This is a genomic window from Pseudoalteromonas distincta, assembly GCF_000814675.1.
Taxonomy (GTDB): Bacteria; Pseudomonadota; Gammaproteobacteria; order Enterobacterales; family Alteromonadaceae; genus Pseudoalteromonas; species Pseudoalteromonas distincta.
Map to the genome: position 1 here is coordinate 401,610 of NZ_JWIG01000001.1, position 20,013 is coordinate 421,622.

Here is a 20,013-nt window from a genome sequence, read left to right on the forward strand (position 1 = left end):
TCAATTTTAAAAATAAGGTTTAAGATTTATTTAGATTCGGTGCAGGTACAAAGTCCATGCACAGTGCCAACGGAATTAAGACAAGGGCTATAATTCCCAACACTAAATACGCATCAGCAATAGATAAAACTAAAGACTGCTGAGCAATAACACTACCAAGCTCCGCAGGTGTTGCGCTTTGTGGTAGAGAGTTACCAACTAGTGAAGCATGATCTAATAACATTTCGTTATGAAAACGACTTCGAACAACGATCAACTGTCCAACAACTGCACCACCAATTAGCGACCCAAAAACACGCAAGGTATTTATAGTTCCCGAAAAGTAAGGGCCCTCACTTGGGTCTAACACGCTAGTCATTAAGAATAATATAGGGACAACGGCCATTGGCTGGCCAAATGCCTGCAATAACTGGGCTGTTAAAAATTGATCGCCATGCCATTGCGGCGTTATTTGAGTACCACTAAAACAAGCAAGAGAAATTAAGAACAGGCCTATTGCCATAACAAATCGTGCATCAACCCATTTTTTATATAAAAAAAGTGCAACAACAGATCCCAGCACTAACTGCGGTAAAGCAATAAGCAACCCAATAGGCGCTAACTGTAATGCTCGATAGTTATGTAAATTTGTTAAATGAACTGAAGGAAGCATTGAACCCGACATAAAAACCACCAACAATAACGTTAGTATCACCGCGCCAATACCTAAATTACGTTTACCGATTAGCTGAGGCTTCATAAATGGGGTTTTATGATGCCACTCCGTAAACAAATAACATCCAAACAAAACAATTCCAGCACTAAAGCATACGGTAATAAGTGATGAATTAAACCAGTCAAGCCGAACTCCTTGATCGAGAGCTGTAGCAATTAACGCAAGTGATGAAACCCCGCATATTAGACCTAACCAGTTACCTTCTTTAAAGCGAGCATACTTAACACCTTCTTTTGGTAAGCCCCATGCTGTTAGAGAGCCGGCTACAAGACACAATGGAATAACTTGCCAGTAAATTAAGCGCCAATCAGATAACCCATCAACCCATTGGCCACTTAACCAAATAGCAAAATTAGGTGCAAATGTAGCAGTCATTGCATATAAAGCTAAACCATGTAAACGAATATGAGGAGGTAGAAACTTAAGTGCGGCCATCATTAAAATAGGGATTAACGCGCCACTGCTTACACCTTGGATAAAGCGTAAAGCGATCAGTAAATCTAAGTTGTGAATAAACGGCAATATTGCGGCTATAAAACCACATACTGTCACCATACTAATATGAAAACGCCTAACCGATAACGTAATAGCAAACCATGAAGCAAACGGCATTGCTATTAATTCTCCTACGGTGTAAGCGCTCGATAGCCACGATGCATCATCAAGGCTTGCGCCCAACACGCCACGAATATCAACAAGACCTAAAGAACCGACACGATTATTTAAACCGGCCATCATTGCCGCAATAAAAATACCTAAGAGCCCGGCAATTGCTTGTTTAGAAGGTCCTGCGGGTCTTACAATGGGATCCGCGTTTTGTATGGGCACATTAATTGTGGCTGCATTCATTACTCCCCCTCCGCAACTATTTCATTTCTCGCTGATGTTTTTTTAGGCAAAATATCAGGATTCCAGCCTCCACCTAATGATTTATATAAGCTAACCACCGCAAGTGATGCATTAGTGGCGCTATTGTTTAAATTAGTTTGGCTTGCCAGTAAGTGGCGCTGTGCAGTGAGTACACTAAGATAATCTGCAGCACCTTGCTGGTAAGCTCGCTCAACACTATGTAGTGCTTGTTTATTAAAGTTATATGCTATTTCTACTTTATCGTGGTGATTTTGCTGTGCCGCCCAGCCATCTACTGCGTTATCTACTTCATGCCATGCTTTGAGTACTGTTTGGCGATAATTTAATGCCGCATTTTTCTCGCGTTCTTTTGTTAATTTAAGTTGTGACTTTAAGCGTCCACCTTGAAAAATAGGCAAATATACATTGGGCCCAACAGAAAATACGCGTGAGTCCCACGTTGATAAATCGTGCTGCGCATAACCTTCAACACCTAATGTACCCGTTAACGTAATACGCGGGTAAAAATCTGCTTGTGCTGCACCAATAGCGGCTACGGCACTGTGTAAATTTGCCTGAGCTTGTAAAATATCTGGGCGACGTTTTACAAATTCAGATGGGATCACCTTAGGTATACCAGTAGGAATATGTGGCTGTGGTATACGTGCTGCTAATAAAGCATTTAATGCACGCGGTTGCTCTCCAATTAATAATGCAAGTGCATTCATTAAAGTATTACGACGCTGTGTTACCTCTGGTAATCCCGCATTAATTGTTGCTAGTTCTGCCTGGGCACTAATAGTTTCAAACCGCGTGCTTACGCCATTTTTTTCACGACTTTGCACAAGGGTTAATATACGCTCTGCAATGCTTTTATTTTCATGTGTGATTTCTAATTGTGTTTGCGCACTTCGCAGCAACAAGTAGGCTTTAGCAACTTCGCCCGCGAGGCTGACCCGCACAGCTTCACGTTCAAATAATGACGCTTGCAACATAGCGATTGCGCCCTCTTCTATTCGTTTATTACGACCCCATAAATCCAGCTCCCAACTGGCATCAAACCCTAGTTGCCAAAAGTTATCAGCATCTGGTGGCGCACCAAGTGCGACAAATTTACCGTTTTCGCTAAGACCTTCACGTTTGTAATCAAATCCAGCAGATACGTTTGGCAAACGCTCTGATGATGCTATACCCAACGCAGCTCGACTTTGTGCAATTCGACTTGAAGCCATTTGTAAGTCAAGATTACCCAGCTGCGCTTTTTGCTCTAATTCAGTTAAAATAGGGTCGTTTAATATAGTCCACCAGTTCCATACTAATTCAGCTTTGTTGCTTTGCTCGCCTTGGCCAAAGTCGGCTGTAGGCGTTACAACCGTGTTATTTATGTTTGCATTAGGCTCTTCAAATGTAGGACCTACAACACACCCCGATAAAATAGCAATTGACGTAAGTGCTATGGCTGTGTGCCGTGAATAGTTAAAAAGCCTTTTATTAAAACGCAGAATTGCCATTTCGATATCCCAAATTTAACAATGCAACAAACATGTACTGTACCGCTCGGTTTGACTTATTAACAGAAAAATTCAACAAATCAATATTAGCAAGCTCACAATCATGAATGTATTTTAGAAACAATCAGCTAAGTTATATTAGCGTTACTGAAGTGGACTAGTTACAGAAAACTCAAAGCTTAAATTGAACTGTACCGCTCGGTTTGGTATGCTATTCGTAATTTAATATCATGTCAAGGTGAAATGTAATGACAAAAGAGCTTACTAATTCCCAAAGCACTACGCCTCCTAGTGAGCTAGAGCTTGGCGCAAAAGCAAGGACAGTATTACAAGCAGCTCGTAAAATATTTTTAACTCATGGGTTTAACGGTGCAACTACTGATATGATCCAACGTGAAGCAGGGGTATCAAAATCGACGGTTTACGCTCACTTTGCAAATAAAGAAACATTATTTTTAGCAGTCATAAAAAGTGAATGCGAAGTATTTACGGCTTCAATTCATAATATTACTTTTAAACCGGGCAACTTAACTGAAAACTTACGCCGCTTAGGGTATGCCTACTTACAAGTCGCCTTGGCGGAATCTGCAATGGCGCTATACCGCGTCGTAATAGCTGAAGCTCCCCGCTTTCCTGCTCTTGGTCATATGTTTTACAACTCAGGTCCGCTTGTAGTTAAAGGTAAAGTTTCTAAGTACTTAACAGATGCAGTCGCTTCAAACGAGCTTAACTTTGAAACTATTAGCATTGAAGAAGCTACCGATGTATTTGTTGCGTTAATGCGCAGCGAACTGCATTTGTTATATCTAACTCATCCGGATAAACCAATAACTAAAGATGCGATTGATCGATGGGTTGAAATAACCATCGACTTTTTAGTACGCTCATACGGCTGTTAAATATGTAATTATTTAATAGGTAATAACATTATTACGAATGCGTATTTCTTACACGTGTTCGTTTTAAACAAACACTCAAAATCATCGTATTAAACCTTGCTATGCCTTCTCAGCCTCACAGCCTTATTTCACCTATGCATCAATATATAAACTCGTGGCAGTAAATCGACTATGGAGAGCAGCTTGGCAAAAATATAAAAGCATGTGGAGTGTTTTGTGTGCAAATTTCGCTCTACAAAAGATGCTTCCCAATTTGGCAATAAATTCGTAACTTTAAAAAATGTAAAACTATGTAAGTTTTTTAAACACTGAATTGATATTATTCAGTGTAATTTGTTAAATTTAAATAACTTAAACATAAAAAAAAGAGCTAAAGATCATGCAACTAATGATTGTAATTTAGCCACCAAGACCGCTATAAGCTTGTGTAATCAGGTCGTAACGCATATTATTGGCAGATTGCATGGAGGATAAGTCGTTTGGTCATGAAAACCAGTAAGTTAAGTATAAGATTATTATGGTATATAACACCTCTTGTTATTCTACCACTGCTATTTTTAGGTGGCTTTACGCTCACCAATGTCACTAATTCAACACAAAAACAAGCTGATTTAATAATGAGCCGTTTTGTTGAGCAACAACAGCAAAAAATATTCAACTATATCGACTCTTTTCACTCTACTGCAAAACTACTTTCAAATTCGCCAGTACTTAGTGACTTTTTAGCAAACGATATTAGCGCCAACGGTAATTACACCCGAAAACTTGGCGCGCTTATGGATGTATTTGCCAGTTACAGCGAAGCTTATCCAGATATAATTAGCATTAATTTAGTTTCAGCAAGTGGGAAAAGTGATGCCTACTACTCTAATAACCTAACAACAGCGCCTAAAAGCTATCCATTTTTTAATCGAGTATTGCAAAGTAATTTAAGTACACAGCAATTTATGATTCAAAAGGACGATGGCACCACGAGCTTATATTTCATTCAACGAATTGACAGCGTTGATTACTACTTGAAACGTCCACAGCAGCTTGGTTTTATTGTAATACATATAGAGCCTTCAATACTCAACTCCAGTATTTTAGAAGCGCCATATAACAACACACTTAATTTAATGTTGACCAAAGACGGGAAAATTTTATTTAGCTCCGACTACAACATGCGCGGCCAATACATAAGCGAATATGAACTTAACCAAGTACACGATCTTGCCGATATAGGCATGCTTTCTACCATTGAACTCTCAAGCATAGATAAAATAGAGCGAATGATTTTTGCCGTACAAATGCCCGGTGGATATTATTACGTTTCAACCATTCCCAAAGGTGTGCTTTATCAATCAGGTAAAGCCATAAGCTTAATAACAGGCTTAATTGTTATTATTTCGATAATCACCCTGCCAATATTAATTTTTATAGTGGTACGTAATTTATTACTTAACCCAATTGAATTATTAGGTGCTGCAAGCCACCGTGTTGGTGATGGCGATTTGTCGGTGCACTTACCAGCTCATACAAATGACGAAGTGGGTGTTTTGTTTAACGACTTTAACCACATGGTTAATCAAATTAGACACTACCAGCAGCAGCTTGAAGAATATAAACACCACCTTGAAGATAAAGTAGAAAGTCGTACTAAAGCACTTGAAGCCATGAACAGCCAACTAGAGCTTGCAATTGGCCAAGCCGAGCAAGCTAATCAGCTTAAAAGTCGTTTTTTAGCTAATATGAGTCACGAAATACGAACGCCACTTACGGCTATTATGGGCTTTACAGAGCAATTACTCCACAACGACAAAGTAGCCAACGACAAACAACATCTAAGCACTATTTTACGTAATTCAAAACACTTACTAGAGTTAATAAATAACATACTCGACTTATCTAAAATTGAAGCTGAAAAGCTAGCTGTCGATTTGTCTGCGTTAAACGTAGTGCAGCTTGTGCATGACATTGAATCGATTATTCAACCACTGGCACAAGAAAAACAATTAACCCTTAATATTGATTACCAACTGCCGCTACCTCGCACCATTTATAGTGATGTGACCCGCTTAAAACAAATACTTATAAATATTGCAAATAACGCTGTTAAATTTACCGAAAATGGCAGTGTGTCTATTTGCGTGCATTATTTACAAGCAAGTCAAAAGCTAGAATTTGTAATTAAAGATACCGGCATTGGGATGTCTGAGCATCAAATAGAGCGTGTGTTTAAACCGTTTGAGCAAGCCGATGCCACAACCACACGCCGTTTTGGTGGTACAGGCCTTGGGTTGTGTATTTCTAAAAATTTAGCACTGTTACTTGGTGGCGATGTAACGCTTGAAAGTGAAGTTGGTGTTGGAAGCCGCTTTACAATTAGGGTGTCGTGTCAGTTATCTGATGATCAACCAATGCTTGAGTTTTTAACGCAGGAAAGCCAGTTAATACCAGAGAAAGACCCTCTCTTATCGTTTGCGACCAATAACTTTGAGGCTAATATTTTAGTCGCTGAGGATAACCCTGATAACCAACTATTAATTAAATTATTACTGCAAACTTGGGGCCTTGAACCCGATATTGCTAGTAATGGCGCACAAGCTGTAGAAATGGCACTCGTTAATGACTATCAGCTTATTATAATGGATATGCAAATGCCTGTAATGGGCGGATTAGAAGCGACTAAAATGCTTCGTCATGCAGCATACGATGGCCCCATTATTGCCCTTACTGCTAACGTAATGAATCACGATATAGGCACTTACCTAGAAGCTGGCTGCAATAAAGCACTCGCTAAACCCATTGATAAAGATGCTCTGGAAAATGTACTCGTAAGCTACCTACATCTTGAAAAGGATAATCAAAATAAGTGGGACAGCTTATTAAAAAGCGAAAAGTTTCAGCAAATTACTGATAACTATTTAGCCAACTTACCTACTTATTTAGAAGAAGTTAAAACTCTGAAACATTGTAATGACTGGGAAGCATTAAGAGGTATAGCGCACAGTATTAAAGGTAGTTCTGGGTGCTTTAATTTTGATGAAATTTATCACAGCGCTGCGGCACTTGAAGAAAATTTAAAAAGTAACAATAAAGTGCCAAGAGACGAGCTGGTAAATAAATTAATAGCAGCCATTGAGCAAGCAATTAGTGGCAAAGTAACCTAAAAGAAAATTTACAAAATAGTACAAGTTCGGTGCGTTAGCGCTCTATGCTTAAAACGCTAATCACCGACTTTAATTATGAAAAGTTTAAACCTAATGCCATGCCCATTAAAATAGCGTCTTCAAAGCCATTTTTGGCCGGATTATCACTTGGATAGTAGTTTTTACGCACTGACATCTCTGTAAAGCCAGCGTTCTCGTATAGCGCAATAGCCCGCGTATTAGATTCGCGTACTTCTAAAAAGAGGTTTTCAGCATTTTGCTGTTCACCATATTCAATAAACTGGGCTAACAACTGCCTTGCAATACCCTTACCCTGGTGGCTTGGTGTTACACAAATATCCATAAGCGTAAAATCAGGCCCTGCTTTTTCACCAATATAAAAACCAATCATGCTCACCTCATCAAATGCGGCAACATTAAAATAGCGCCCGCCTATACATGAACTCATTGTATTTAAAGTCCACGGATGGCTATGACATGCTGTTTCGATGGCCATTAATTGAGGTATTGCAGTTTCATCTACTGATTTAAAGTTTATCAAGGTGTTCACTCATTAAAGCCCATAAAGCGCGCTTCTCAGAGGCGTTGAGCTGTGGGGTTGGCAATGTAAGCTGATTGTCGTTTAATTGCATCTCACTGCCCTGTACAACGCTATTTATAATAATAGGTTCTGCACTGAGTTTAATGTCTGCAAGTAGTTGCTCATTTAGCGTTAAAGAACTAGCTATCGTGCTTTGCGATAAAGTATTAGCTTGGTCATTTGCTTGAGGACAATAATGCTGATTGAGTTCAAGATTTTCTATATCAAAAATAGCTGCGTAACGTGGATGCATAACAACTCAGTAGATTAGACATTTGAACAATATAAGAAGTAATAAAAACGATGTAAAGAAGAAATGGCAGGGGCGGAGAGATTCGAACTCCCAACCATCGGTTTTGGAGACCGCTGTTCTACCAATTGGAACTACGCCCCTGCAATGACGACGAATTATAGAGAAGTTTCGCCAAAGGTAAAGAGAAAAATCACTCTTTTAGTTTAACTGCTTTTTAAATAAACAAAACGGCGAATTAGCATGCTAATTCGCCGTTTTTTAATCACTTAAAATTAGTTAATTAAAACTAAAATTAATTATTCCCATTCGATAGTTGCAGGTGGTTTACCTGAAATATCGTAAACTACACGAGAAATACCATCAATTTCGTTAATGATACGGTTTGAAACCACACCTAAAAATTCATATGGTAAATGTGACCAGCGTGCTGTCATAAAGTCGATTGTTTCTACACAACGAAGTGATACAACCCAATCGTACTTACGTGCATCGCCCATAACCCCTACCGATTTAACTGGTAAGAATACAGTAAACGCTTGGCTTACTTTATGGTAAAGCTCAGCTTTGTGTAGCTCTTCGATGAAAATCGCATCTGCGCGGCGTAGTAAATCACAGTACTCTTTTTTGATTTCGCCAAGTACACGTACACCTAAGCCTGGTCCAGGGAAAGGATGACGGTAAAGCATGTCGTACGGTAAACCAAGTTCTAGACCAATTTTACGCACTTCATCTTTGAATAATTCACGCAATGGCTCAACAAGGCCCATTTTCATGTCATCTGGTAATCCGCCCACATTGTGGTGAGATTTAATAACATGCGCTTTACCTGTGGCAGATGCCGCAGATTCAATAACGTCAGGGTAAATTGTACCTTGCGCTAACCATTTCGCATTTTTAAGCTTTTTGGCTTGCTCATCAAATACATTAATAAACGTGTGACCAATGGCTTTACGTTTATCTTCTGGGTCTGACTTACCAGCTAAATCATTTAAAAACTGCTCTTCAGCTTCAACTTTTACAATGTTTAAGCCAAATTTATTACCAAACATGTCCATCACTTGCTGACCTTCGTTTAAACGAAGTAAACCATTATCAACAAATACACATGTTAGCTTTGCGCCAATTGCACGGTGAATAAGCATAGCCACAACTGATGAATCAACACCACCAGAGAGACCTAAAATAACTTCGTCATCACCTACAGTTTCTTTAATACGCTCAATAGCATCATCAATGATTTTTGCAGGAGTCCATAATTTTTCACAGCCACAAATATCAATAGCGAAACGCTCAAGCAAACGTAACCCTTGATGAGTATGCGTTACTTCTGGGTGAAATTGTACGCCGTAAAAACGCTTTTCTTCGTTAGACATTGCAGCATGTGGACAAGTAGATGTTTTAGCTGTTGTTGTAAAATCAGCTGGAATGTCCATTACTTTATCGCCATGACTCATCCATACGTCAAGTATGCCGTTGCCGCCATCAGTAATATGGTCTTCAATTGCATCAAATAATGCACAGCTGCCTACTTTTTCAACTTGTGCGTAGCCAAACTCTTTTTTATCAGAGCTGTGTACACTTCCACCAAGTTGAGCTGCCATTGTTTGCATACCGTAGCAAATACCTAGCACAGGCACGCCTGCATTAAATACATACTCAGGAGCGCGCGGGCTGTTTTCAAGTGTTGTTGATTCTGGACCACCAGAAAGAATAATACCTTGTGGGTTGAACTCGCGGATTTGCTCTTCAGTCACATCCCATGCCCAAAGTTCACAGTAAACACCAATTTCACGCACACGACGGGCGATTAATTGAGTGTATTGTGAACCAAAGTCTAAAATGAGAATTCGTGAATCGTGAATATCTTTGCTCATGGAGTATCTCGTAAAGTCTGATGCTAAATGCCGTTTGTTAATGTAAACGACTAAAAAGAGGGCTTGCAAAGCAAGCCCAGTATATTAAATTAATTACGCTGCTTAACCTAAGCGGTAATTTGGTGCTTCTTTAGTGATTTGCACATCATGAACGTGCGACTCACCCATACCCGCTGAAGTAACACGTACAAATTGTGGTTTTGTATTAAGCTCTTCAATTGTTGCACAACCCGTTAAGCCCATAGCACTACGTAAGCCACCTACTTGCTGATGAATAATCGTTGCAATAGGACCTTTGTAAGCTACGCGACCTTCAATACCTTCAGGTACTAACTTGTCAGCTTCATTTGATTTTTGGAAGTAACGATCTGATGAACCTTCTTTTTGATCCATCGCGCCCAATGAGCCCATACCACGGTAAGATTTGTAATAACGGCCTTGGTACAATTCAACTTCACCTGGTGCTTCTTCTGTACCAGCAAGAAGAGAACCCACCATTACACACGATGCACCAGCAACAAGTGCTTTAACAATATCACCAGAAAAACGAATGCCACCATCAGCAATAACAGGAATGTCGCGACCTTTTAAGCCTTCAACAGCATCTGAAATAGCGGTAATTTGTGGAACGCCACAACCGGTAACAATACGTGTAGTACAGATAGAACCAGGGCCGATACCTACTTTAACTGCATCCGCTCCGGCATCAGCTAGTGCAATCGCACCTTCAGCTGTTGCAATGTTACCTGCAATAATTTGTAAGTCTGGGTACTCTTTGCGAGTTTTAGTAACACGGTCAATAACGCCTTGAGAGTGACCATGCGATGTATCGATAAGTAAAACATCAATACCCGCTTCTACTAATGCAGCAATGCGCTCATCAGTACCTGCGCCAACACTTACAGCAGCACCTACACGTAAACGACCTTGGTCATCTTTACATGCGTCAGGTTTGTCTTGGGCTTTTTGGTAATCTTTTACTGTGATCATGCCTTTAAGTTTAAATTCATCATCAACAACTAAGATTTTTTCAATGCGGTGTTCGTGCATTAAGCCTAAAATCTCTTCGCGTGCTGCGCCCTCTTTAACGGTAACAAGCTTTTCTTTTTTAGTCATAACGGTAGAAACAGGCTGTTCAAGCTTAGTTTCAAAACGCATATCACGACTAGTAACAATGCCTACAAGCACATTGTTGCTGTCGGTAACCGGAAAGCCTGAAAAACCTTTTTCGTGCGAAAGCTCAATTGCATCTGCAATTGTTAAATCGGCAGTGACCGTTACAGGGTATGAAACAATACCTGCTTCGTAGGTTTTAACTTTACGTACGTTTTTCGCTTGTTCTTCAATAGTCATGTTTTTATGAATAAAACCAAGACCACCTTCTTGCGCAAGGGCAATAGCTAAACGAGCTTCTGTAACAGTATCCATAGATGCTGAAATAAGCGGCAAGTTAAGTTTGATACCACGCGTTAAGCGAGTTGAAATATTTGCCGTGTGTGGCAAAACAGTAGAATGACCAGGTACTAAAAGTACGTCATCAAAGGTAAGAGCTTCTTTAGCGATTCTAAGCATTTTGGCAACTTCTCACATGTGGATCTAAGATAAGGAATTGCGGCCAAATTTTAACAGCGTTGTTGGCATGAGTAAATAATATTTCGCAAATATTTATGATAAAGTAGTGCAATAAATAGTTTTAGGTTGTTTTTTATGTTTTCGAAGCCTTCGCAGACGGTTTACACCGTGTCGCGCCTTAATAGAGAAATTCGCACAATCCTTGAGCAAGGTTTTGCATCTTTAGTGCTCACGGGCGAAATTTCTAACTTTATTACCCCTGCATCCGGCCATTGGTACTTTTCGTTAAAAGACGATAAAGCACAAATTAAAGCCGCTATGTGGCGTGGGAATAATCGCAACCAAAGCTATCGCCCTGCAAATGGCGCGCAAGTTACAGTAAAAGCGCGTGTATCACTTTATGAACCTCGCGGTGACTACCAGCTTATTGTTGAGCATATGGAACCGGCCGGCGAAGGTCAGCTAAAACAAGAATTCGATGCGCTTAAAATGCGTTTGGCCGCCGAAGGATTATTTAGCTCTGCGTATAAAAAACCACTTCCGCAAAATATTAATCGTATTGGTGTTATTACCTCAGCAACCGGCGCTGCTATAAAAGATATTTTAACGGTACTTAAACGCCGTGCGCCGCAGTTAGAAGTAATCATTTACCCTGCTATGGTACAAGGCAAAGAAGCACACCTACATTTAATTAATCAAATTGAATTAGCTAATGCTCGTGATGAAGTAGACGTACTTATTTTAGGACGAGGCGGCGGATCACTTGAAGATTTATGGTGCTTTAATCACGAACAGCTCGCACGGGCTATTTTTGAAAGTGAATTACCTATAGTAAGTGCAGTAGGCCATGAAATAGATACAACCATTAGCGATTACGTTGCTGATGTTCGTGCAGCAACTCCATCAGCCGCAGCTGAGCTTGTAAGCCCAAATACGCAAGAGTTACACAACAAAGTAACACAATTAGTTAATCGTTTATCTAACGCGTTTAAGCACGGTATTGCCGATAAACGCGCATTAGCAACGCAGTTACAACACCGCCTTAATTTGTGTCATCCGCGTAATCAGCTGAGTCAAAAATCACAACGTTTGGATGAGCTAAGCATTGCGCTGCAACAAGCTATGCGTAATCGTTTATACCAACAAGAACGCACACTCAATAACTTAACGCCGCGTTTGATGCGCCAATCACCTGATAAAAAACTCACTTCAGCAAGCCATCAACTCTCGCAATTACAAGCTAGGCTACACCAAGCTATACAGCATCAGTTACAACAAGCGAATAATAGCTTAGCACTGCAAGCAAGCAGGTTAGACTCGGTAAGTCCGCTTAATGTTTTAGCGCGCGGTTATAGCATCACTAAAACACAGCAAGGGAAAGTAGTTAAATCTGTGGGGCAAATTAAAACAGGCGATGTTTTAGTTACAGAGCTCGTTGATGGCTCTATAGAATCACAAATTATTTAAAGCTCTGTACTTAGCAACATTTTAAGTTCGCTATCGCTCGATGTGGAGGTAGTGCTTTTAAATTGTTGCCAAAACTCTTGTTCCATCAACTTATCGTTTAGCTCTCGCCATTGAGCATTACCAAATGTGTCGTTATCAGTAGGAGCGGCAAGTTCAAATTCACATACTGTTTTTTTACATTTTGCACTAACAACGTCAGGAATAATTGATAAATCAGCTGTTAATAAAAAATCTTGTAATGCCATTTCAGTACGATAAGCCCATTCTTCGTCGCGCGTTTGCTTTTCAAATTTATCACGTAAAATCTGCTCAAAATCTGAAGGGCTCCTCATTTTCTTTAAAACACTTTTGAGCGCCGCTTTCTGTTCGGCGAGTTGCTGCTTAAGCTGAGTTACTTGCTCTTCTAAAGGTAGTTCATCAAGCATTTGGGTTTCTGAATTGGTTGTAGGCGTGTCTTCAGCGGGCTCTATACTAGCGACTTGCTCAGGTACTACAGAGTCTGCATTACTTAATACCTCATTACTTTGTTGTTCAGTATGAAGCTTTTGCTGTTTTTCATAACTTGGCTGCGACTTAACAGATTCTGGATGACTTGAAGCTGCGTTAAAGTAGCTCCAAGTTAAACCTACACCCGCAATAAACCCAATCCCTAGAGCCAATAAACTATTCTTGTTCATGTTAATTCCTTTTAAGTTTTATTATTTTTAATTACTTATAACATTGCACTCGTGTGCGATTCGTTTTCAGGCTCAGGATTTGCTAAAAAATTTTGGTTCATACTTTGCGCCGGACACTCACAATCCGGTCGACCAATAATTTTAGCGGGTACGCCAACAGCGGTTGTGTGTGGTGGAACATTGCTAAGTACAACTGAGCCCGCACCAATTCGTGCGCCCTCACCTACTTCAATATTACCCAGTACTTTAGCGCCGGCGCCAATTAATACGCCCGCTCTAATTTTGGGATGACGATCGCCCTGCTCATTGCCTGTACCACCAAGCGTTACAGATTGTAAAATTGATACGTTATCTTCAATTACCGCTGTTTCACCAATAACAATACCGGTTGCGTGGTCAAACATAATGCCTTTACCCACTTTACATGCAGGGTGAATATCGACCCCAAACACTTCAGAATTACGGCTTTGAATAAAGCGCGCTAACTCTTTGCGGTTTTGTTGCCACAAGCAATTAGCCAAACGGTGCGCCTGAATAGCATGAAAACCTTTTAGATTTAATATAACCGTAAGATAGGTTTCTGATGCAGGGTCGCGGTCTTTTACAGCTTTAATGTCCTCAGCAACAAAAGATAGCATACGGTCACATTTTACAAATGCTTGGTCAAACAGCTCTCGGATAGTGAATGCAGATACCACCGCATCAGCCAACTTATTGGCAACAATAAAGCTCAATGCCGAACCTAAACAATCATGATTTAAAACACATGAATAAACATGACTTGCTAATAATGGTTCACGTTTTACTACATCGTTAGCTTCGTCGCGAAGCTGTTGCCAAATTGCATGACGCATAATACTGCACTGCCTTAAGTTGATATAAAATAGCCTTTTCCCAAGTCTAACGGATTTAGCCATCAAGGTGTTAATCCCTTAGTTATTTGTTCTGGTTATTAGGTATAACTGTTTATTAAGTTTCATTATTAAATAATAAAAATGCCTCGACGCTTATAGCACCGAGGCATTATTTTAACGCTTAAAAAACACTTAAATTATTGAAATACTTTATCGACTTTCATCACTTCAATATTTTTTGCAGGAATTGCTAATTTATAATCAGCAATTACTTTATCCTCAGCAACCAACTCAGCAGGTTTATTAGTGTTGTAAATCATTGGCGATGTTTGCTGCGATGCTAAACGTTTTTGCATATCAGCGCCGTCACCAGTAATAAATACATAGTGAACATTGTCTGTTTGTAAGTTTTCTTTAATAACGCGATTAACATCAGCAAGCGTTAGCGTTTTAAGTTTATTAGTTACGTAACTTACAAAGCTATCAATGTTGTAAAATTCGCTATCAAGCGCGTAACCTAATTGGCGATTTTGACTTGCAACCATTTGCGGCACAAAGTTAATTAAAAAGTTACGCGTAGCTTCAAAGTCGTCTTCGCTCATACCATTTTTAATTAGCTTATCTAGCTCAAACAAAGCGGTACGTGTTGCAAAGTGCGCATCGTTATTAGAGCGAAGTGGGCGTAACCACACTTGAAATATTTGCTCTGAGCGCCCTAGGTTTGCATCTGGCTTGGTTTGAAACATACCACGTGGAAAGTATTCAATGTATGCGTAATCGCCATAGTTCATGCCGCGAGTTTCACGAATGCGCTCATATAAAAAGCTGTTAGAACTACGGTGCTCACCAAAGTACGAACGCACAAGCCAAAGGGCTGTCCAGTCTTCGCTACTTCTAATTGTATCAATAGGGAAACCAAACGATACCGCCGTCGATTGCGCTGACTTTTCTACAATAGTTGCATGATGACCTTTAAGCGCTGGCGCATCAGGAATACTTAAACGGCTTTGCTCACCCTTTGGTAGCGTTGCAAAATCGCTCATCATTTTAGCTCTAAGGTTTGCAGGCACAGCCCCAATTAAGCCAACCGTGAGTTTAGATTGCGTAAGCTCGCTGTTATAAAACGCTTTAACATCATCTAGTGTCAACGCTTCTAAATCCGAAATATCACCGTAGTTGTAACTTTCGTAAGGGTGATTTTTGTAAAGTGCACTGTATAGCACTTCTTTACCTAGCTCTTCATCGTTAGATGCTTTTAAGCCTGATTTAATACCATCGATCATTTCTTTTTTAAGGCGTTTAAAGTCATCGTCTCTAAAGCCTGGGTTTAATAATTGATCGCTCACAAGTGAATACCACTGCGCTGCATTGTCTTTATGAATGCGCCCTTGGAACGACAGCATTTCTTTATCTATTTGATAGCCAAAGCTACCCGCAAGCGGATAAAGTGCTTTTTGAATATCTTTATAGCTTGTCGCCTCTGAGCCACCTTGTGCAAGCATAGCCGCAGTTAACGCAGCAACACCTTTTTTACCTTGTGGGTCGGCAGCCGCGCCGGTATTGAATAAAAAGTTAACATCGATTAATGGCGAGCTATTGGTTTTATCAAGTACTTTAAATGTAGGCTTCGCAGGTGCTTGTTCAAGCTTTGCAGTAAGCGCATTTAAATTAACTTCTTGCTCAAAACCTGGGGCTTTATCAAGTGCCGACATTGTTAATGTGGTACGTGCGTTATCAGTAAAGTATTTATTAGCAACGGCTTTAATATCTGCGCTGGTAATGTTATCTGCCGATTTATACAGCTGGTTTATAACCTCAGGATCGCGCTCAAAATGCATGTAACTAGCAAGTGTTGATGCAATCGCTTGCGACGAATCTAAGCCATTTATAAAGCTGTATTTAAGGTTCGATTTTAAATCACTGAGCTTTTGCTCATCAACAAGCTCAGTGCGTGCTTTTGCATAAGTTCGGTTAATGGCATCGCGCGCAGTGGCTAAATCGTCTGCGTTTTCTACTTTAACAAATACGTGTAATAAACCCGGATCTTTAGTCTCTGGGTTATAGGTAAACATTTGGCTGGCAATTTGTTTGTCGACCACTAGCTCTTGATATAAATCTGAATTACTAGAAAAATAAAGCTGTGAGATTAAATCTAGTGCCGCTCTGTCTTTTTTAGCAGGCTCCCACGCAGCGCCTTTGTACGATACAAGTAACCAGTGTCCTGGTAGCGCTTCATCTTGCTGGTGCAAATATTTTGGTGCTTGTTGAACAGGTTCTGCTTTAATGTCAGCAACATAGTTACCCTTTTTCCAGCTGCCCCAATGCTTTTTAACCATTGCCATTGTTGCTTGTGGGTCTACATCGCCCACGATGACAAGTGACACATACTCAGGCTTATAAAACTTAGCAAAAAATTCTTTACCATAGGCCATTTGATCTGGCATGGCTTCTATGTCTTTAAAAAAGCCCATAGTGGTGTGTTTATACGTGTGCTTATCAAACGCTTCTTCGCGTACAGCGCTTAATAATTTACGAATTGGGCTCGCGTTGTTTTTTAAGTACTCACCTTTTACCGTTTGTGCTTCGGTTCTAAATTGCTCTTCGGTGTAGGTTAAGTTTTGAAAAATATCAGCTTCAAGCTCAAGTACTTTATCAAGGTGCTGCTTCGAAAAGTTTAAATGGTAATTTGTGTAATCGTTTGTTGTATAAGCGCGGTTATCAACACCTGAATTTTTTAATATGTCTGAGTACACATCTTCAGGGTATTTTTGTGAGCCTTTAAACATCATGTGTTCAAAAAAGTGAGCAAAGCCTGTTTTACCCTCTTCAACTTCGTTACGCGATCCAACCGATACCGGAATTTGCAGCGACACTACATCAGGGTAATCGGTTTTAACAACCATGACACGTAAGCCGTTTTCTAGCTCTTCAATTAAGTAATCTTGCGAAAAAACACGGTCATCAGCTTTATTTACTTGTTCTTTTTGTGCTGTTGTTTGCGTGCTTTGGTTTTGTTGCATGGCGCAACCTGTTAACGCCAGCGATACCGCTAAGCTGGTTGCTAATAATTTAAATTTCATTGTTGTCCCTTTTTAAATTGAGCAAATTTGTTGTCAGATTTAACTCTTTAATTATGCCCCAAAGCCAATAAATATAAGAGCCCCAAGGGAATTTATTATGTAAACAACTGTGTCAATTATAAATAATGGGAACAAGCACTATGAATAAACATCATGTTAATTGAAAAACTTTCATTAAATAAATCTATCTAGACGTCTAAATGGCTGCTATATTAAATCCATCAAAACAAACTTAGCTGGAATGAGGATTATGGCTTTATCACTAAAAGAGAAGATAGTGGACACCAACCAAGGTGTTTATCTTATTGGTACTACCCCGCCTAAAATTGGCACCGATAAAGCGCAATTAAAAACCATTGCAGAAAAGCTATTAGGTCGCTTACACGAAATTGAATACGACGGCGTGATAATTTACGACATTCAAGACGAAAGCAGCCGAACTAATCAAGACCGTCCATTTGCGTTTAAACAAACCGTTGATCCGCGTGAATACAGCCATTTACTTCGTAATTTATCTGCACAAGATGTGATTACTTATAAAAGTGTGGCGCAGCGTGGCGTAGGCGAATTTAAAGATTGGCTAAGTGAAACTAAAAACGACTACGATTTACAAAATGTTGTTTTAGTAGGTAGCCCATCATCGATAGGCGATATAAAGCTAAGCCTGCCAGATGCGTATAAAGCATTGGCTGAGCAATCAGATGATTTCTTTTTAGGTGGCGTTACGATTGCCGAGCGCCATTCAAGTAAACGAAATGAGCACGAACGATTAATAGAAAAAACAGCACAAGGTTGTCAGTTTTTTATATCGCAAGCTGTTTACGACGCACAAGCTACTATAGAGTTAATTACTAGCTACGCACGTACATGTAAAGCAAAAGGGATTACACCTCAACGTATTATATTAACGTTTACCCCGTGCGGCGGCGAAAAAACCTTAGAATTTATGCAATGGTTGGGTATCTCAGTGCCAGAGGCAACTAAATGGCGTATGCTTGATGCAGACAATACATTAAGCGAATCAGTCCGTATTTGCCGCGAAAACCTCGACTTAATACTTAAAAGCTGTGCCCACCTAGACGTGCCGCTGGGTTTAAATATTGAAAGCTTAACAAACCGTAAAGAAGAAATTGACGCGTCAATTAACTTATACCGTTTATTAAAAGCCATTATGGAATTAAACCTTGCTGAAAAGCTAATAGCTTAAAGGCTAGGTGAGAGCGAATTAACACCCTTCTTGGCAAGCCTAATGGCTTGCTTTTTTATGTCCGTACTTTGAAAAATAAATTAATAAGTACAAGTAAAAATTTGCAGCTTAAGCTATCCATGAAAGCTATTTTTGGTTATTACTCTCAAGCCTTTTTAAGGCAAACCCCATAGAGGAGCACATAACACCAAAAATAATTCCCTCATCAGATATAAATCTAATGCTAGGAAGCGCTTCAAATAAGCTTATTATTGCTAATGAAAAAATAAAACCTATCGCAGAAAAAACCAGCCAAGTTTTTGTGGCATGAGTCATGACGAACTTCCTTTTATTATTGTGCTTTTTTAGCGAGCCTATACGCTTGTTTATTTTTATACATTGCGTGGTCGGCATCATTTAATAGCGCTTCAAAGGGCTGCTTTTGTTTATTAGTAAAACTATAACCAATGCTGAGCGATAAATCGCAAACACCTTCTTTTAGTAAAGCATTTGTATACTCAGTCGAAATTTTATCCATGATGTAGCTAATTTTGCTTTTATCGCTTAATTGCATTACTGCAACAAACTCATCACCACCTAAACGCCCTACTATGTCGGCATCTCTTAAATGGTTTTTTAGCGTATCCGCCAAAATAATTAAGGCTTTGTCACCTACTTCATGTCCAAAGGTGTCGTTTAATTTTTTAAAGTCGTTTATATCTATAAACAAGCAACATACGTCGAATCCCAAACGCAGTGCTAAATTTAGCTTTTGCTGAGCTAGTAAGTTAAGTGCTCGACGGTTATAAATATCTGTTAATGAGTCTAACATGGCTATTTCGCGCATTTGCTCATAGCTATACACAAGCGCTAGGTCGTCTTCAATTAAATCGCGTAATTGCTCTATGAGCTCAAAGTATTCATCAGTATAGCTAGTTATTTTAGTGTCTTTTAAGCATAGCGTGCCAAATACTTCACCTTCTGGCCAATGGATAGGTAAGCCTAGGTAGGATTCAACACCATCCTCAACTACTTCTGGCAGGGTGTTCCATGCATCGTTATTGCTTGCATCATTAATATATAAAATATTATTAGTTTCAGCGACGTGCCGACAAAAAAGAGGTGTTTGAGGGGGAAGTATCGGGTTGGTTTCAAAGCTTGAGCCACCTTCGTTATTTCTAATAACAACGCGATAGCCTTTGCTTGTTGCCTGAACTATATAACCAGACGGGGCTGAAAAAAGCCCCGTGATAAGGTCCATTGTTTTTTGCCATTTATGCAAAGATATTTGGCCATCAACACCAGAGAATGCCCATTTATCAGTTTCAAACATTAACTTTACCT

At 39.7% G+C, this 20,013-nt stretch carries 15 protein-coding genes and 1 tRNA gene; 4 read left to right on the plus strand and 12 right to left on the minus strand.

The genetic code is table 11. From position 1 onward, the window contains the following. Positions 1-19: 19 nt before the first annotated feature. Positions 20-1,564: an MFS transporter gene (locus QT16_RS01725; RefSeq protein ID WP_052201189.1), complete on the minus strand. Its 1,545-nt coding sequence runs from the start codon at positions 1,562-1,564 to the stop codon at positions 20-22. Then, the gene (locus tag QT16_RS01730; protein WP_052201190.1) at positions 1,564-3,075 is read right to left on the minus strand and encodes an efflux transporter outer membrane subunit; all 1,512 of its coding nucleotides are present in this window, start codon (positions 3,073-3,075) and stop codon (positions 1,564-1,566) included. The genes QT16_RS01725 and QT16_RS01730 overlap by 1 nt, the downstream gene beginning before the upstream one ends. Positions 3,076-3,323: 248 nt before the next feature. Here QT16_RS01730 and QT16_RS01735 point away from each other — a divergent pair, with 248 nt between their 5' ends. Together QT16_RS01735 and QT16_RS01740 are read left to right on the plus strand one after the other, a co-directional pair. Then, positions 3,324-3,974, plus strand: coding sequence for a TetR/AcrR family transcriptional regulator (locus tag QT16_RS01735; RefSeq protein ID WP_039484933.1), 651 nt, complete (start codon positions 3,324-3,326; stop codon positions 3,972-3,974). A 485-nt stretch (positions 3,975-4,459) separates the two neighbouring features. Beyond that, positions 4,460-7,126: an ATP-binding protein gene (locus QT16_RS01740; RefSeq protein WP_039484936.1), complete on the plus strand. Its 2,667-nt coding sequence runs from the start codon at positions 4,460-4,462 to the stop codon at positions 7,124-7,126. Positions 7,127-7,199: 73 nt separating this feature from the next. Here QT16_RS01740 and rimI read toward each other — a convergent pair whose 3' ends face one another. From rimI to guaB, 5 genes are all read right to left on the minus strand, one after another. Further along, complete coding sequence (gene rimI, locus QT16_RS01745; protein WP_002958780.1) at positions 7,200-7,667, minus strand: ribosomal protein S18-alanine N-acetyltransferase; 468 nt, start codon at positions 7,665-7,667, stop codon at positions 7,200-7,202. After that, the gene (locus QT16_RS01750; RefSeq protein ID WP_039484938.1) at positions 7,654-7,959 is read right to left on the minus strand and encodes a hypothetical protein; all 306 of its coding nucleotides are present in this window, start codon (positions 7,957-7,959) and stop codon (positions 7,654-7,656) included. The genes rimI and QT16_RS01750 overlap by 14 nt, the downstream gene beginning before the upstream one ends. Before the next feature lie 64 nt (positions 7,960-8,023). Next, positions 8,024-8,100: transfer RNA gene (locus tag QT16_RS01755), tRNA-Trp, on the minus strand. A 155-nt stretch (positions 8,101-8,255) separates the two neighbouring features. Further along, positions 8,256-9,833 (minus strand): glutamine-hydrolyzing GMP synthase, encoded by a 1,578-nt coding sequence (guaA, locus tag QT16_RS01760; RefSeq protein WP_002958782.1) that lies wholly within the window; start codon positions 9,831-9,833, stop codon positions 8,256-8,258. Between the two features lie 102 nt (positions 9,834-9,935). Next, complete coding sequence (gene guaB / locus QT16_RS01765) at positions 9,936-11,405, minus strand: IMP dehydrogenase (protein WP_002958783.1); 1,470 nt, start codon at positions 11,403-11,405, stop codon at positions 9,936-9,938. Between the two features lie 135 nt (positions 11,406-11,540). Here guaB and xseA point away from each other — a divergent pair, with 135 nt between their 5' ends. Next, the gene (xseA, locus tag QT16_RS01770; protein WP_039484944.1) at positions 11,541-12,872 is read left to right on the plus strand and encodes an exodeoxyribonuclease VII large subunit; all 1,332 of its coding nucleotides are present in this window, start codon (positions 11,541-11,543) and stop codon (positions 12,870-12,872) included. Here xseA and QT16_RS01775 read toward each other — a convergent pair. From QT16_RS01775 to QT16_RS01785, 3 genes are all read right to left on the minus strand, one after another. Next, positions 12,869-13,549, minus strand: coding sequence for a hypothetical protein (locus tag QT16_RS01775; protein WP_039484947.1), 681 nt, complete (start codon positions 13,547-13,549; stop codon positions 12,869-12,871). The genes xseA and QT16_RS01775 overlap by 4 nt on opposite strands. Positions 13,550-13,584: 35 nt before the next feature. Then, positions 13,585-14,403 (minus strand): serine O-acetyltransferase, encoded by an 819-nt coding sequence (gene cysE, locus QT16_RS01780; RefSeq protein WP_002958786.1) that lies wholly within the window; start codon positions 14,401-14,403, stop codon positions 13,585-13,587. A 197-nt stretch (positions 14,404-14,600) separates the two neighbouring features. Beyond that, a complete protein-coding gene (locus QT16_RS01785; protein ID WP_039484950.1) occupies positions 14,601-17,483 on the minus strand; it encodes a M16 family metallopeptidase in 2,883 nt (960 codons plus the stop codon). Between the two features lie 250 nt (positions 17,484-17,733). On the opposite strand from QT16_RS01785, the gene QT16_RS01790 reads away from it, so the two are divergent. Further along, positions 17,734-18,690: a methylenetetrahydrofolate reductase gene (locus tag QT16_RS01790; RefSeq protein ID WP_039484953.1), complete on the plus strand. Its 957-nt coding sequence runs from the start codon at positions 17,734-17,736 to the stop codon at positions 18,688-18,690. A gap of 126 nt (positions 18,691-18,816) precedes the next feature. Here the strand turns inward: QT16_RS01790 and QT16_RS01795 are convergent, their stop codons facing one another. After that, positions 18,817-19,005 (minus strand): hypothetical protein, encoded by a 189-nt coding sequence (locus tag QT16_RS01795; RefSeq protein WP_039484956.1) that lies wholly within the window; start codon positions 19,003-19,005, stop codon positions 18,817-18,819. A gap of 16 nt (positions 19,006-19,021) precedes the next feature. Beyond that, positions 19,022-20,002 carry a sensor domain-containing diguanylate cyclase gene (locus QT16_RS01800; RefSeq protein WP_039484959.1) on the minus strand — a complete coding sequence of 327 codons (981 nt, stop codon included), beginning with the start codon at positions 20,000-20,002 and terminating at the stop codon, positions 19,022-19,024. Positions 20,003-20,013: the final 11 nt, after the last annotated feature.

Bases quoted from the DNA above. Each gene is read 5' to 3' on its own strand.
- QT16_RS01740 (WP_039484936.1), top strand. From the start codon at position 4,460: ATGAAAACCAGTAAGTTAAGTATAAGATTATTATGGTATATAACACCT.
- QT16_RS01785 (WP_039484950.1), bottom strand. From the start codon at position 17,483: ATGAAATTTAAATTATTAGCAACCAGCTTAGCGGTATCGCTGGCGTTA.
- QT16_RS01750 (WP_039484938.1), bottom strand. From the start codon at position 7,959: ATGCATCCACGTTACGCAGCTATTTTTGATATAGAAAATCTTGAACTC.
- QT16_RS01730 (WP_052201190.1), bottom strand. From the start codon at position 3,075: ATGGCAATTCTGCGTTTTAATAAAAGGCTTTTTAACTATTCACGGCAC.
- guaA (WP_002958782.1), bottom strand. From the start codon at position 9,833: ATGAGCAAAGATATTCACGATTCACGAATTCTCATTTTAGACTTTGGT.
- cysE (WP_002958786.1), bottom strand. From the start codon at position 14,403: ATGCGTCATGCAATTTGGCAACAGCTTCGCGACGAAGCTAACGATGTA.
- QT16_RS01775 (WP_039484947.1), bottom strand. From the start codon at position 13,549: ATGAACAAGAATAGTTTATTGGCTCTAGGGATTGGGTTTATTGCGGGT.
- QT16_RS01735 (WP_039484933.1), top strand. From the start codon at position 3,324: ATGACAAAAGAGCTTACTAATTCCCAAAGCACTACGCCTCCTAGTGAG.
- QT16_RS01725 (WP_052201189.1), bottom strand. From the start codon at position 1,564: ATGAATGCAGCCACAATTAATGTGCCCATACAAAACGCGGATCCCATT.
- guaB (WP_002958783.1), bottom strand. From the start codon at position 11,405: ATGCTTAGAATCGCTAAAGAAGCTCTTACCTTTGATGACGTACTTTTA.
- QT16_RS01800 (WP_039484959.1), bottom strand. From the start codon at position 20,002: ATGTTTGAAACTGATAAATGGGCATTCTCTGGTGTTGATGGCCAAATA.
- QT16_RS01790 (WP_039484953.1), top strand. From the start codon at position 17,734: ATGGCTTTATCACTAAAAGAGAAGATAGTGGACACCAACCAAGGTGTT.
- xseA (WP_039484944.1), top strand. From the start codon at position 11,541: ATGTTTTCGAAGCCTTCGCAGACGGTTTACACCGTGTCGCGCCTTAAT.
- QT16_RS01795 (WP_039484956.1), bottom strand. From the start codon at position 19,005: ATGACTCATGCCACAAAAACTTGGCTGGTTTTTTCTGCGATAGGTTTT.